We start from the raw sequence: 14,658 nt of genomic DNA on the forward strand, positions 1-14,658 counted from the left end.
ACCTGAACTATTCTCAATCAGATTTAACCCTGCAAGTTTTTGAATTTGGCTTGGATGTGTAAATCTTTTTATATCACCAACTTCAGCAATGAACCCTGCAGCCGTCATTATTCCTACACCTTTAATAGATACCATCTCCTTGACCCCAGGTATCTGAAAAGCCAATTCCTCAATTTCTACCTCTAATTGTTCATTTTGTTTCAAATATAGTTCATACTGTTCCAAGTTAGCTTCAAGCTCTCTCTTAGCCATTTTAATGCCTTCTCTAATTCCAATAGAAATCTTAGCTGCTTCAACAAGTCTTACTGCCCTTTGATTGCCTACGGCACGTTTAATTTCTTTTCTCCATGTTGCAACTATTTGCTGCACACCTGTAAATAAAACTTCTTCTGGTGTAGCAAACTCCGTTAATGACATCAATGCAGCTTTACCTTCCCAATCAGCAAAAACATCGTTAAATTCAGGAAAGTATTTGTCTAACCAATGATCTACTTTATTTTTAATTATATTTAAATTTTTGGTAAGGCTTTCTCGCATACCCATTGCTATCCTTAGCTCGCTGTATATTCCTTCCGGAATGTAAGGCTGAGAATACCTACCATCAATAACAAGCTTTGCAATTGTTTTTGGATCTTTAAGGTCATTTTTAGTCTGAGAGTTATCATCTAACTCTTTGCTTCTTTTAACATGAAACGGGTTAACTAGAACAAGTTTAATCCCTAGTTCCTTTAAAAAGTTTCCCAATGTAAACCAGTAATGCCCTGTAGGTTCCAGACCTACAATTATGTTATCTTTTTTATTTTCTTTAGCTACCAATTCTAACCATTCTTGAAATATTTTAAAGCCTGCTGCTGTATTTTCAAAAGATTTAACTTTACTAAGCTCTATACCTCTATAATCGAACGCTCTCGCATACTGAAATTGCTTTGCGATATCAATTCCTATAACTAATGTACTTTCTGTTATTGACATTATCTTTTCATTTTGTGTATAATTCATATTGAGTACCTCCACTGATAATTATAAATTAGGGATAAAAGTTGCAACTGTTATACCCTGTATTTTATCAGCAGGTGCTCTTTTTTTCAAAGTTCATTTTAATTCATAACAGGAATGCTCCTTTTATCTTTTAAAGTTAATGCTAATGTCCTTTGCAACTTGCAACATAGATATTTTCATCATCAATACTATATATAAGTCTATGAACATTTGTTATTCTTCGACTCCAATAGCCGGCCAACTCATGCTTTAATGCTTCTGGCTTTCCTAGACCTTCATTTCCGTTTCTTTCAATGTCTTTTATAAGTTCATTAATTTTTCTTAATACTTTTTTATCCTCTGACTGCCAATATATATAATGCTCCCATGATACCTCTGAAAAAATCTTATTCATCAAGAAGTTCCTTTGTAATTCCCTTTCCCATTTTTAATTGATCAATAGATTTCAACAATTCATTATAACAGGTGGGATCACTTCTAACGTACAAATTTTCCATAAGGTTATTATATGCCGATTCAGATAACATAACCACGTTGTCACGACGCTCGCGAGTAAATCGTATTTTAAATAATTCCAGACATTTTAAACATATGTACTCAACAAAACCTAATGAAATATCTCCACATCTTATCATTTTCATTACTTCAATATTCATATGTCCTCTCATCTTTTCAGGATACTTTTCTTTAATCAATTTCCAAAACTTTGGATAAATATCTTCAAATATTTATTTTATGGTAATCTTACTTTTTTCATGATTTAACCATCTCATATTTATCTGATTTTTTCTATCTATTTTTTAACTAGAATATTATCCACAGCGATTTCGGCAAACTGTTTCCTATAAAATAAAAAAAGTAGTCTAGATACTGAAATATCAGTATCTAGACTACTTTTTAATACTTTGGAGGCGCCACCCGGATTTGAACCGGGGAATAAAGGTTTTGCAGACCTTGACCTTACCGCTTGGCTATAGCGCCATATTATTGGTTGTGAAATAATTGGAGCGGAAGACGAGATTCGAACTCGCGACGTCCACCTTGGCAAGGTGGCACTCTACCACTGAGCTACTTCCGCAACACTGGTGGCTAAACCCGGAATCGAACCAGGGACACGAGGATTTTCAGTCCTCTGCTCTACCGACTGAGCTATTTAGCCTTAATGTTTTTGATTTTTTAAATTTTTTAGATTTAAATGGCGACTCAAAAGGGACTCGGACCCTCGACCTCCGCCGTGACAGGGCGGCACTCTAACCAACTGAGCTATTGAGCCATATGTGGTGGGAACAATAGGGTTCGAACCTATGACCCTCTGCTTGTAAGGCAGATGCTCTCCCAGCTGAGCTATGCTCCCACATGTATTAATGCAACTATTATAGTCTACATCATTTCATAAAACTTGTCAACAACTTTATGTGTTAATTGTTTTATATACTTGATTACTTACTACTTCGTCGATCACTACTTTACTATATTATAAAATTTCCTTGAAACTGTCAACCTTAAATATAGTCCATATTCATGATTATATCGATTAAAATCGCAAATAATTGAATTTACTCCATTTATCTACGATTTTCAATATATAATTATATTCTCCTATGTTACCATTTAAAAACATAATTATTGTTTAAGATTTAGCCTCTTTAATTAATTTCCCAATATCCTCATGATTAAATTCGTAATTTTTGTTACAAAAATGGCATTTAAGCTCTTCTGTTTTATCATCATTATATATTTCTTCTAAATCCTTTTTACCTATACTTATAAGTGCTCTCTCAACTCTTTCTCTAGAGCAATCACATTTATACATAGGCTTAACCTCTTCATGTATTTTTAATTCCATATCTTCAAAAATAAATTCCAATATTTCGCAAATACTCATTCCTTTTGCTATAAACTCAGTTATAGCTGGAATTTCTTCAAGTCTATATGTTATCATATCAGCTAAAAATTCGTCTGCGTCAGGCATCATTTGGATTATAAAACCTCCCGCTGCTTTAATACTCATGTCTGTGTCAACTAAAACACCTAACCCAACAGCAGATGGTGTTTGTTCTGAAACAGTAAAGTAATATGCTAAGTCATCTCCAATTTCTCCTGTACGTATTGGTACTTGACCTATGTATGGTTCCTTTAGTCCCATATCTCTTATAACTCTTAGATAACCTTCTTTTCCTACAGCACCACCTACATCAAGTTTTCCTAATTTATTTGCAGGTAAATCCGCATTAGGATTTCCTATATAACCTTTTACACTTGAATCAGCGTGAGCAGTTACCACTATTCCCTTCGCCTCACCACCTCCATCAATTTGGAGTGTTAAACTATCCTTCTCAGACTTTAGCAGTGTGCCCATAAGAGTACCCGCTGTTAACATTCTACCAAAAGCAGCAGCCGCTGTAGGCGCACATTGATGCATGGTCACTCCCTCATTTACTAATTCCGTAGTTATTGCTGCAACTATTCTAACTTGACCATCTTTTGCAGTAGCTCTAATCAATTTATCCATATCCTTACCTCCCATAAACTCATTTATTTTTTACTTTTTTAGTACATAACATATTCTTTCTGTTTTATCATTTACTGCTTTATCTTCGTAACTATCCATTTTTTTAACTATTTTAAACCCAATTTCTTTTATAAGACTTTCTACATATTCTTCTTTATAAGCCTTTTCTAAGTGTATCTCATCAAATCGTCTATATACTTGTCCTTCTTTAACAAAGAAGGTTAAATTCATCTCTACTATATCATTTTCTAAATAATTTTCCCAAATGTAAACTACATCATCACTATCGTAATTATAAGTATTATTACCAAGCACAGTAGTCAACTTATAATAAGAGTTGAGATCAAAAACAAATAAACCATCCTCTTTTAACAAATTATAAACTCCTGATAAATATTTTTCAAAATTTTCCTCTTCTAATATATAATTGCTAGAATCTAAGCAACAAGTTATAAGATTAAATTTATTATTCAAATTAAGTTTACTAATATCTTGACATACAAATGTTGCCTTTATAAGCTCTTCCCGCATTTTCTTCTCTGCTTGACTTAACATATCACTAGATAAATCAACTGCCCATACATGTTTAAATTCATTTGCAATTTCTATAGTAAGATTGCCTGTACCACATGCTAAATCTAAATAGCTCTCCATGTCTAGGTTATATCCTTTGCAAATACATAATATGTTAGCTGCCCATGTTTTATAATCAATATCAGCATTGATTAATTCATCATATATGCGAGCGAACTCTTTATAACAGTCCATATTAACATTTCTCCTTTTCCAAAAAACTTCTTCTTCAAATCATCTCCGGCGGAGCTGCATATTAACGACTTCAGAACGATATTTATACTACCACTGAAGTTTTATTTCGGCTAAGGTAGATAACTCCCACTTATAAAAATAGGAGACTATCCTTCTGAAATGTCGTTAAAACTATATTGGTATATATTATACTAACCTATACACCAAATATTGTCCAAGATAATTTAATATAAATATCTTTAAAAGTCTTTATTTTTAGGCAAATTTATACTTTTTTTTCTTTTTGTCATTAATCCTCCGATTCTACCTGTTTCTTCTGCTGTTAATCCACTCCAACCACATTCACCTATTTTACTAGTTAATCCTAATTCTTCTGCTATTTCATATTTCAAAGTCTCTCTAAGCATTTCATTCTTAGTTAACTCTTTATTTGTTTTTAATTTAGCTTTTATAACTTTTTTTAAAGGCGTTTTTCCCATAATGTACCTCCTAATTATAATTGTAATATAATATATTTTTTACAATATTAAGCTTTTTTATACATAATATCTAAAAGTAATTATTCTATTATTTCTTTTAAAATTATCAATTTTTATTTATAAAAAGGAGTGATTTTCATCTTTTTTGAAAAAAGTATATATATTTTCACATATGGGTTATATAATATAGTAAAGAAAAATATTTTAGTGACTATTCGTGTCTTCTTTAAATTTATTGTTAATTAACAAAATAAAATTATTTTCAAAACGAAATGTTTCACTAAAAGCGATCTAAATTAATAGATATATAGTAGTAAAATAAAATAGTTTTAAGATGAATGATAATTAATAATTATTATTCTTCATATAACTACGAGGAGGTAATCTTATGAGTATTTTTAAAGGTTCTGGGGTTGCAATAATCACTCCGTTTAACGAAAGAGGAGTGGATTTTAAAAAACTTGAAGAATTAATAGAATGGCAAATTGAAAGTAAGACAGATGCTATTGTAGTATGTGGTACTACTGGTGAGGCTTCTACAATGACTGAGCAAGAAAAAAAAGAGACTATAAAATTTGTAGTTGATTTAGTTAATAAAAGGATTCCTGTAATTGCAGGTACCGGGAGTAACAACACTGCCGATGCAATAAGTATGAGTATATGGGCAGAGAAAATAGGAGCAGACGGATTACTTGTAATTACGCCTTACTACAATAAAACTACTCAAAAAGGCTTAGTTGAGCATTTCAAAGCAATTGCAAATAGTGTAACTTCACCAATTGTTATCTATAATGTTCCTTCAAGAACAGGCATGAATATTAATCCAGCCACACTTTTAAAATTATGCATAATACCAAATATTGTAGCCATTAAAGAAGCAAGTGGAAATATAGGTCAGATAGCTCAAATTAAAGCATTATGCAGAAATAACTTGGATATTTACTCCGGTAACGATGACCAAGTTATTCCTATACTTTCTCTAGGTGCTATAGGTGTTATATCTGTTCTTGCAAATATAATTCCTACTGACATTCATAATATGTGTGAATTATATTTTAATGGGGAACATGCAAAGGCTTTAGAAATCCAACTTGGGTACCTTCCTCTCAACAATGCAGTATTTGTAGAAACTAACCCTATCCCAGTTAAGACAGCTATGAATCTTATGGGAATGAAGGTTGGTCCTTTGAGACTACCTTTATGTGAAATGGAAGAAAATAATTTAGAATTTTTAAAAAAAGAACTAGAAACATATAATATCCCTTTAAAGGAGGAAAACTAATGATTAAAATGCTTTTAAACGGTTGCAATGGAAAAATGGGTAAAGTTATTACTGAAATGGCTAAATCATCTAAAACAATATCAATTGTTGCTGGTGTTGATAGAGATTCATCTAATTTAACCTACCCATGTTATGGCGATATATCGAAATGTGAAGTTGATGTAGATGTAATTCTAGATTTTTCAAGACCGGATGCTCTAGATAGCTTATGTGAATATTCCAAAGAAAAAAATATTCCTATTATATTTTGTACTACTGGTTTCTCTCCTGAGCAATTATTAAAAATAGATTCCCTAAGTAAAGAGATTCCAGTATTTCATTCAGCAAATATGTCTATAGGCATAAATGTTGTTAATAATGTACTCAAGAGTATTAGTAAAATGCTTTATAAAGATTTTGATATTGAAATAATAGAAAAACATCATAACCAGAAAGTTGATGCTCCAAGTGGTACTGCTCTACTTCTTGCAAATACTATTAAGGATTCCATAAACGATGATATGTTCTTTGTTAAAGGGCGAGATGGCTCAAGCAAAAGAGAACCTAAAGAAATAGGTATTCATGCTATTCGTGGTGGAAACATTATAGGTGATCATGAAGTTATATTTGCAGGAAAAGGCGAATGTATTGAAATCAAGCACACTGCCATATCAAGAGATGTTTTTGCTATAGGTTCACTTAAAGCATGTGAATTTATATATGGGAAAGAAAAAGGACTATACACTATGGATGATGTAGTTAATATGTCAAACTAGACTTTAATAAAAAATATGAGTGCATCCATGAAGTTTCTCCTGCGTAACTTAAAATAAGAGTTTGAAACGTGAAAGTTGATTAAGGCTACATTCTTTTAAAATATCTTAAAAGGAGTGTAGCCTTATTCTAAGTTATGCATTTCATAGTTTAAATATTACAGTACCACAGGTAAGGATTTAATCCATTTTTCCATTCTATCTAACCCCTCTTTTAACACTTCTAAACTATAAGAGTACGAGATCCTTATGTAACCCTCTCCTCCTATGCCAAAAGCTGAACCAGGTACAACAGCAACCTTACCTTCATATAACAATCTATTACAAAATTCTTCACTACTCATACAAAATCTAGTTATAGATGGGAATATATAAAATGCTCCCCTAGGAGATGTTATACCCATCCCCATATCCTTTAATCTTTTATATACGTATTCCTTTCGTTTTTCAAACTCTAGTTTCATATTATCCACATCATGCGTACAAGAAAGTAGTCCCTCGTATGCACCCCATTGAGAAATTGACGTGGCACATGAAACATTATACTGATGTACTTTCATTATATTATCCATAATATATTTACTTGCACAAACATACCCTACGCGAAGCCCCGTCATTGAAAACATCTTAGAAAATCCGCCTACTAGAATTACTTTGTTTTTTAATTCATCAATTTGAGCTAAAGAATAATATTTTTCATAACATAATGAGCTATACATTTCATCACTTATTATATAAATATCTTTCTCTTTTAGTATTTTAACAAGTTTATCTCGCTCGGTGCATGATAATATTGCTCCAGTAGGGTTCGATGGATGAGACATAACTAAAAGCTTAGGCTGCTCCTCATCAATTAGTTTAGTTATTAGATCAAAATTAATAGTAAAGTCTTCATTTAGATTATAATTAATAACTTCTCCACCAAAAATCTTAACACAACTCGCGTAGGCTGGGTAAGCTGGAGTAGGCACTAACACTTTATCACCAGCATTTAAAAATGCAGCAAATATACATAGAAGTGCTTCACTACCACCTACGGTTACAGTTATCTCATCCGCTAAATACCTAATATTCATTTTAGCTAAGAAATCAGAAATTGCACCTCGAAGTTCTGGAATACCTGCATTAGTTGTGTAACCCGTTTTATTATCATTTATAGCTTTAATCATGGCATTTTTAATGTTTTTAGGAACTGGAAAATCAGGTTGCCCAAGGGTAAGTGAAATTGCACCCTGTACTTTTGTAACTTTATTAGAAAACTTTCTAATTCCAGAAATCTCTACGTTATTTACATTGTTTGAAAACAAATTATTCATAATATCATCCTTTTCTAGTGTTTGCATTATAAGTATTTTACTATATAATAGAATAAAAATCAGTATTTTTTTAATTATTCTGATATAATAATAACATTTTGTTTATTTAATGTAGATTTTGTTATATGATTTATAGTATGTATAATAAAATTAAATGCATAAGAAAAATAATTTGGCTTAATACTTATAATAAGAAAGGAGAGTTACTATGATGAACTATGATTTAACAGACCCTTATGAAATTGCAAGATACATAAAAGAAGCTAAGAAGGCTACCCCAATAAAACTTTATGTTGACGGGGATTTATCACAGTGTGAATTCGGAAATATAGAAAACTTTGGTAGTGGAGACTTTTACATGCTTTTTGGAGAAAGTGAAGAGGTATCAGACTTTCTAATAAAGTATAAAAACAAAATTAAAAAATCCAAACTAGAACAGGACAGACGAAACTCTGCCATTCCTTTGATAGACCTTAAAAATATAGATGCAAGAATTGAACCAGGTGCAATTATACGTGATAAGGTTACTATAGGTAAGAATGCCGTTATAATGATGGGTGCTGTAATTAATATAGGTGCTGAGATTGGTGACGAAACTATGGTAGATATGAATGCTGTGGTTGGTGCACGTGGAAAACTAGGTAAAAGAGTTCATTTAGGAGCTGGTGCAGTAGTTGCAGGAGTTCTTGAGCCACCAAGCAAAAGTCCTTGTGAAATTGGAGACAATGTATTAATTGGAGCAAATTCCGTAATACTCGAAGGAGTTAAAATTGGTAAAAACTCTATAGTTGCAGCTGGATCAGTAGTTGTAAATGATGTCCCTGAAAATGTTGTAGTTGCTGGAACTCCAGCAAAAATAATAAAAAATGTGGATACTAAAACTAAAGATAAAACTAAATTACTTGATGATTTAAGAAAGTAATAGCACAAAGAGCATATATTACTACAATTGCGTTTCACTTCGCTAAGTAATTCTAAAATAATATTAATGAAAAATGCTAAAAAGTACAAACTCGCTATCGCTCAAACATGTACTTTTTTTAACGCACTCTTCATTCAAATTATTTTGAATTACTAAAGCTTGTTCAAATGCAATTTACGTAATATATGCTCTTTTTTACTTACTAAATTTATTAATTAAATCAGTAAAGGATTACTAACACTATATATTATATAACGTCTAGAACTTCAAAGCTCTGCTCCTCATCGCCTACATTATCTCCCTCTACTGTGTTTTCACCATCTTTGGTAACTTTCTCCATCTTGGATATAGATACCTCATATGCAACTTTTTTTATAACTTCATCATCAGATAATTTCTTTTGATATTCTCTACTTTGAAGTCTTCCCCAAATTCTTATATTATCTCCTACTTCAAGACTTTTACAGAATCTAGAATTTCTTCCCCAAGCGATTGTAGGGATATAATCGGATTTGTTATACAATCTATTGACTGCTAAAAGCATATCAGCAATTTCTCTTCCGAAAGGAGTAGTCCTATATACTGGGTTTTTACATATAAATCCATCTAAAAATATTTGGTTTGGATTTTTACTGCGTTCTTCACATATTTTAATATCTCTAGCAAATACTGTTAATATCAGTCTATTAGATCCATTAACAAATTTATTATAAGACCTAAGTTGACCTTCAACTATGAATTCATTTCCTATCTTAATGTCAATTCCCGCTATTAGTCTTTCAGAAATTGTTATTGTTAAGATATCAGTTGTTTCGCTAAGTCTCCATACCTCAAAATCAAATACGTAAAACCCCTCGCCATACATTTCGTGACTAAATTTTAATTCAGATACTACCTTTCCTTCTAAATAAATCTTATTATTTAACATAACATTATCCATCATAATCCCTCTTTCCCCTTAGTTTTTTTATTAGCTTTCCTTAGAATATAAGTATTCATTTTTCTGATGTAATATACCTATTACTAAAATAATTGTTTTATATTTATTTTTCCATAATTAATATTAATTGGTATTTACATTATAATACAAATGCTTATAGAATTTCAATACATTTAAAATTTATTTTTGTATTTGTTTTCCTGCTCCATCTATATAATAATTTTTCTTGTATATAAGGTCTGAAATATTCACAAATGTATATCCCTTATTTTTTAAATATTGTAAAATTTTAGATAAGTTTTGAGGTGTATATTTTGCATTATTATGAAATAAAAGTATTGAACCTGGCTTAGTATTTTTTATTACTCTATTGTACTCAATTTCTGCGCCTTGTTCTTTCCAATCAATACTATCTACATCCCATTGGATACAATAATGATTCGTAGACTCTACTGTTTCAATTACTAAATTATTGTATTCTCCAGATGGACACCTAAAAAGTGTTGTTCCTTTTCCTGTTATAGACATTATTTTAGCATCTGTCGTATCTATCTCTTTAATCATTTCTTCTTTAGATATTGTAGGCATCATAGGATGTTTATTAGAATGATTCCCTATTTCATGACCTTTTTCATACATTACTTTTAACTTATCTGGATATTGATCTACCCATGCCCCTACCACAAAAAATGTTGCTTTAGCATTGTACTTATCTAATATTTTTAATATCTCATCTGTTTTGTCATCACCCCAACTTGCATCAAATGAAATTGCAATCTTCTTCTCTTTAGTATCTACGTTATAAATTGGTACTTTACGTTGTACTCCAACAAATGCACCATTAGTTTTAAAGTTATAAAATCCTATGACCGTTGAAACTACAATGAAAATCATACAGAATATTATTAAATTCTTTTTTATGTAACTCATACCATACTTCTCCCCTTATCCCTTATACTCTAAATTTATATTCTAAAACTCAATAAATATGTATAATTTAACGACATTTCAGAAGGAATTTCTCCCACTACTATAAATGGGGGTAAACTATCTTAGCCAAAATAAAACTTCAGTGGGAGATAAAATATAAAAATTAATAGCACCGAATTATTTCAGTGCTTTTTATGTTATAATGTTTATAGTTAATTTTACATAAAAAAGGCAATTCACTATTGTTTTTGATTAGGATAATTACAAGGAGGGACAGATATGTTTGAAGATGCTTTAGAATTAGCTGAAAATAAGCTTCTTTTACTTTATATATTTTATAAAATAAAGCTCCCTATTTCCAATATCCAAATAACACAAATTATTTTAGAAAATAATTTTATAAATTATTTTACTCTGCAACAATATATTACAGAACTTATTGCGTCTAACATGATTAAACATACTGAGCAAAAAGGTAAACATAGATTAATCATTTCACCAAAAGGTGATAATGTCCTATCCTTATTTAAAGAAAGAATTTCTGAAAAGAAGATTGAACTTATAGATAATTATTTAAAAGCTCATATTGAAAACATAAAGAAAGAACTAACAGTTAGTGCTGATTATACAATAGAAAACAATAACAATTATTTAGTTAACCTAATTGCTTCCGAGGATAGTTTTACACTTATAGATATTAAACTTAGTGTAACATCCAACAAACAAGCGCAAAATCTATGCGCCAAATGGAGAAAAGAGCCCTCTAAACTTTATGCTAAAATAATAAATCTTCTTATTGACGATTAATCTTCATAAATAAGCTTCTAATCTTCTTACGAAAGCTTAATCATCTTATATAAGCGTCATTCCTGTAGGCTCTGTGCCAATAGAAATGGCTTTTTTATTTTCTGTTATTTTATCAATTCTAAAAAGCAAATTATTATAATTATCTCCTACATACAAATATTTTTCATCCTCAATTATTCCTCTAGGCATTCCTCCAACCTCAATTCTTTTTATCTCTTTGTATTTATTTATGTCTAATATACTCACTGTACCATCTCCAAAATTTGATACATAACAGTATTCACCATTGCAATACATATCCACAGGAGAATTTCCAACAGGTATTTTATTTAATACATTATAATTTTTCAATGAAATAATACTAATACATCCTTTATTATTCATACCTATATTACTCTCACAAACTAAAATATAGTTTCCATCGGTGGTAATTAACGCTTTAGTAGGATATGCCCCTACCCTAATTTCTTTAATATTTCCATTCTGAGCACAATCTATTAACGTTATACTATCACTATTCATATTTGCTACTATAATAAGCTTCTTTTTCTTACAAATATAAATACTGTGAGGTGAATTACCACAAGGAATTGCTTCTACAATGCTTTTTTTCTCTAAATCAAAAACTATTATATCATCAGAATCTCCACAAATAACATAAGCCTTATTATCATAAACGGATAAATCATTACAGTGCATACCTATAAAATAATTTTCTGTTTCATAATTATTAATATTAACAATAGAAATACTATTATCATAACTATTAGCTGTTAATATCTTATTTTCGTAAATATATATACCATGAGGACCAATTCTTTTGAGATTTTGTTTATCTAAATATATCTTTTCTTCTTCTACGAATAACTCTAGGTTTACCTTTGATATGCAATCTGCTGAAGTACTACATACATACAAGTTTCTCAAATCCCTCACCTCCTCATAACCATAATATGAAGATAGTTATAATCTGCTAACATTGTTTTTATAAAAATTAATTTCTTGAAAATAATATACCTCATAGTATATAATAATTAGTGAGACTAATAAATTCTCGAAAAATGGAGGAATAAAATATGTATAGTTACAAGCCAAAAGGCGTTTGTTCAAGAAATATAGATTTTGAAATAGTTGATAATAAAATAACTGATATTAGTTTTACAGGAGGATGTGCAGGTAATTTACTTGGAATTTCAACCCTAGTAAAAGGAATGGATGTTCAAGAAGCTATAAAAAAACTTAAGGGTATTAAATGTGGAGAAAAAAGTACTTCTTGTCCTGACCAATTAGCATTAGCGCTTGAACAATTTGTTGCAAATGCTTAATTAATTTATATAAAAAAACAAGGTTCATGTTATCTAATAATATGAACCTTGTTTATTTTTAAAATTTTAACAACATTTTGGAAGCTTCAAGTCTGCCATCTTCTATAAGTGGCAGTTGTCTAGCCTAGTAAAATTGCTTTGGTGGCAGTCTAAATCTGCTTCCAAAGTTGTTAATATTTCAGCTCCGAAGGAGATGATTTAATGTATATTAGTATTTCGTATTATTTTTCTCATATCTCCCACCATGTATAAAGAACCTGACACTAATAACAAATCATCATCTTCGCAGTAGCTCAATGCTTTTTTATAAGCCTCATCGTAGTCTTCAATTGACTCACATTTTGATGTGTACTTTTCTACTTGAACTTTCAATTCCTCTGCAAGTTCTGCACGTATACTGTGTGGGGTAACAGTAATAACTCTATATGCTTTTGGAACTATAGTTTTTATCATTTCTTCCACTTGTTTATCCGCAAGAATTCCTAAAATTAATATAATCTTGTTGTAGTTAAAATACATGTCAATACTTTGTGTAAGGTTTTTAATGCCGTCGATATTATGGGCACCGTCTATAACAACTAAAGGCCTTCTATTCATCACCTCAAGCCGTGCTGGCCACGCGACATTCATTAGCCCAGCTATTATGTTAGCTTTACTAATAATGACGCCTTGGCCCATAATAGCCTCTATAGCATGGACTGCTACGGAGCAGTTTAGTAATTGATGCTTACCTAAAAGTGCTAAATCAATAATATAATCATTATTTATAGTTTTAATTTCTATTTTTTGAGTAATAGCATTATGTTTATAAGCCATTTTTCCTTCAATTGATTTAACGACCAAATGCTTTAAATTTTCCTTACCTAAATATACAGCTGAATCCCTTGGTACTTTTATTAATTCACATTTTTTTTCTCTACATATATTCTCTATTACATCGTAACTTTGCTTATTTTGTGGATACACAACTACAGGGATTCCCCTCTTAATGATGCCTGCCTTTTCATAAGCAATTTTTCCCAAAGTATCTCCAAGTATTAAAGTATGATCAAGACTTATGGATGCTATAATACTTAAAATAGGTGTAATTACATTTGTTGAATCAAGCCTTCCTCCAAGCCCTACTTCTACAACTGCAAAATCTATATTGTTTTTATAAAAATATAAAAATCCAGCACAAGTTATAATTTCAAATTCTGTTGGATTAATATATCCAAGTTCCACTACCTTTTCTACAGCTTTAGAAACCTCTGTTATAATATCACTTAAATCATCTTTAGAAATATTTTTATTGTTTATTTGTATCCGCTCTTCAAACTCTTCAATAAATGGTGAAATATATGAACCCACCTTATATCCAGCTTCCACAAGAATACTACTCACCATTGCCGCAGTAGAACCTTTCCCATTAGTCCCCGCAATATGTATACACTTCAATTTTTTATGTGGATTTCCTAAAAGCTCTAATAACTTTTCAGTTCTATCAAGCCCAAGTTTGCTACCAAACTTGGCTGTATTGGTTATATAAGATCTAGCCTCATCATAATTCATGCTTATCATTCCTTTCAAAACTAAATATCTACTTTCTATTAAATTCTATACCAACTTAGATGCAGTTGCCAATCT

General features: G+C 30.7%; 16 protein-coding genes and 5 tRNA genes. 5 read left to right on the top strand and 16 right to left on the bottom strand.

The features are described 5' to 3' along the window. From KPL37_RS00005 to KPL37_RS00055, 11 genes are all read right to left on the bottom strand, one after another. A partial coding sequence (locus KPL37_RS00005) for an IS110 family RNA-guided transposase (protein WP_216145099.1) occupies positions 1–999 on the bottom strand: 999 nt, incomplete at its 3' end. A 142-nt stretch (positions 1,000–1,141) separates the two neighbouring features. After that, positions 1,142–1,393: a Txe/YoeB family addiction module toxin gene (locus KPL37_RS00010; protein ID WP_216145100.1), complete on the bottom strand. Its 252-nt coding sequence runs from the start codon at positions 1,391–1,393 to the stop codon at positions 1,142–1,144. Next, complete coding sequence (locus tag KPL37_RS00015; RefSeq protein WP_216145101.1) at positions 1,386–1,694, bottom strand: hypothetical protein; 309 nt, start codon at positions 1,692–1,694, stop codon at positions 1,386–1,388. Before KPL37_RS00015 ends, KPL37_RS00010 begins: the two co-directional genes overlap by 8 nt. 211 nt (positions 1,695–1,905) lie before the next feature. Beyond that, positions 1,906–1,980, bottom strand: a tRNA-Cys gene (locus KPL37_RS00020). A gap of 22 nt (positions 1,981–2,002) precedes the next feature. Then, a tRNA-Gly gene (locus KPL37_RS00025) sits at positions 2,003–2,077 on the bottom strand. A gap of 5 nt (positions 2,078–2,082) precedes the next feature. Next, positions 2,083–2,158: transfer RNA gene (locus KPL37_RS00030), tRNA-Phe, on the bottom strand. Positions 2,159–2,195: 37 nt separating this feature from the next. Further along, positions 2,196–2,272 (bottom strand) — tRNA-Asp (locus tag KPL37_RS00035). Positions 2,273–2,277: 5 nt separating this feature from the next. Further along, positions 2,278–2,353 (bottom strand) — tRNA-Val (locus KPL37_RS00040). 276 nt (positions 2,354–2,629) lie between these two features. Beyond that, complete coding sequence (gene hslO / locus KPL37_RS00045; RefSeq protein WP_216145102.1) at positions 2,630–3,511, bottom strand: Hsp33 family molecular chaperone HslO; 882 nt, start codon at positions 3,509–3,511, stop codon at positions 2,630–2,632. A 30-nt stretch (positions 3,512–3,541) separates the two neighbouring features. Next, positions 3,542–4,279, bottom strand: a complete 738-nt coding sequence (locus tag KPL37_RS00050) for a class I SAM-dependent DNA methyltransferase (protein WP_216145103.1) — start codon at positions 4,277–4,279, stop codon at positions 3,542–3,544. Positions 4,280–4,518: 239 nt separating this feature from the next. Further along, complete coding sequence (locus KPL37_RS00055) at positions 4,519–4,758, bottom strand: alpha/beta-type small acid-soluble spore protein (protein ID WP_216145104.1); 240 nt, start codon at positions 4,756–4,758, stop codon at positions 4,519–4,521. Between the two features lie 388 nt (positions 4,759–5,146). On the opposite strand from KPL37_RS00055, the gene dapA reads away from it, so the two are divergent. Continuing rightward, complete coding sequence (dapA, locus tag KPL37_RS00060) at positions 5,147–6,040, top strand: 4-hydroxy-tetrahydrodipicolinate synthase (protein ID WP_216145105.1); 894 nt, start codon at positions 5,147–5,149, stop codon at positions 6,038–6,040. Continuing rightward, complete coding sequence (gene dapB, locus KPL37_RS00065; protein WP_216145106.1) at positions 6,040–6,795, top strand: 4-hydroxy-tetrahydrodipicolinate reductase; 756 nt, start codon at positions 6,040–6,042, stop codon at positions 6,793–6,795. The genes dapA and dapB overlap by 1 nt, the downstream gene beginning before the upstream one ends. Positions 6,796–6,950: 155 nt before the next feature. On the opposite strand, the gene KPL37_RS00070 is transcribed toward dapB, so the two are convergent. Next, a complete protein-coding gene (locus KPL37_RS00070; RefSeq protein ID WP_216145107.1) occupies positions 6,951–8,108 on the bottom strand; it encodes a pyridoxal phosphate-dependent aminotransferase in 1,158 nt (385 codons plus the stop codon). Positions 8,109–8,319: 211 nt separating this feature from the next. Here KPL37_RS00070 and dapD point away from each other — a divergent pair, with 211 nt between their 5' ends. Beyond that, positions 8,320–9,030: a 2,3,4,5-tetrahydropyridine-2,6-dicarboxylate N-acetyltransferase gene (dapD, locus tag KPL37_RS00075; protein WP_216145338.1), complete on the top strand. Its 711-nt coding sequence runs from the start codon at positions 8,320–8,322 to the stop codon at positions 9,028–9,030. 247 nt (positions 9,031–9,277) lie between these two features. On the opposite strand, the gene KPL37_RS00080 is transcribed toward dapD, so the two are convergent. Further along, positions 9,278–9,970, bottom strand: a complete 693-nt coding sequence (locus KPL37_RS00080) for a single-stranded DNA-binding protein (RefSeq protein ID WP_216145339.1) — start codon at positions 9,968–9,970, stop codon at positions 9,278–9,280. 180 nt (positions 9,971–10,150) lie between these two features. Next, positions 10,151–10,900, bottom strand: a complete 750-nt coding sequence (gene pdaB, locus KPL37_RS00085) for a polysaccharide deacetylase family sporulation protein PdaB (RefSeq protein ID WP_216145108.1) — start codon at positions 10,898–10,900, stop codon at positions 10,151–10,153. Between the two features lie 279 nt (positions 10,901–11,179). Between pdaB and KPL37_RS00090 the strand changes: the two genes are divergently transcribed. After that, positions 11,180–11,707, top strand: coding sequence for a DUF4364 family protein (locus KPL37_RS00090; RefSeq protein WP_216145110.1), 528 nt, complete (start codon positions 11,180–11,182; stop codon positions 11,705–11,707). 45 nt (positions 11,708–11,752) lie between these two features. Here KPL37_RS00090 and KPL37_RS00095 read toward each other — a convergent pair whose 3' ends face one another. Next, positions 11,753–12,634 carry a YncE family protein gene (locus KPL37_RS00095; protein ID WP_216145112.1) on the bottom strand — a complete coding sequence of 294 codons (882 nt, stop codon included), beginning with the start codon at positions 12,632–12,634 and terminating at the stop codon, positions 11,753–11,755. A gap of 149 nt (positions 12,635–12,783) precedes the next feature. Here KPL37_RS00095 and KPL37_RS00100 point away from each other — a divergent pair, with 149 nt between their 5' ends. Beyond that, positions 12,784–13,032, top strand: coding sequence for a TIGR03905 family TSCPD domain-containing protein (locus KPL37_RS00100; protein ID WP_216145114.1), 249 nt, complete (start codon positions 12,784–12,786; stop codon positions 13,030–13,032). 198 nt (positions 13,033–13,230) lie between these two features. Here the strand turns inward: KPL37_RS00100 and KPL37_RS00105 are convergent, their stop codons facing one another. Continuing rightward, entirely contained in the window at positions 13,231–14,583 is a 1,353-nt protein-coding gene (locus KPL37_RS00105) for a bifunctional folylpolyglutamate synthase/dihydrofolate synthase (protein WP_216145340.1), read from the bottom strand. Positions 14,584–14,658: the final 75 nt, after the last annotated feature.

The organism is Clostridium frigoris (genome assembly GCF_018861865.1).
Lineage (GTDB): Bacteria > Bacillota > Clostridia > Clostridiales > Clostridiaceae > Clostridium_AD > Clostridium_AD frigoris.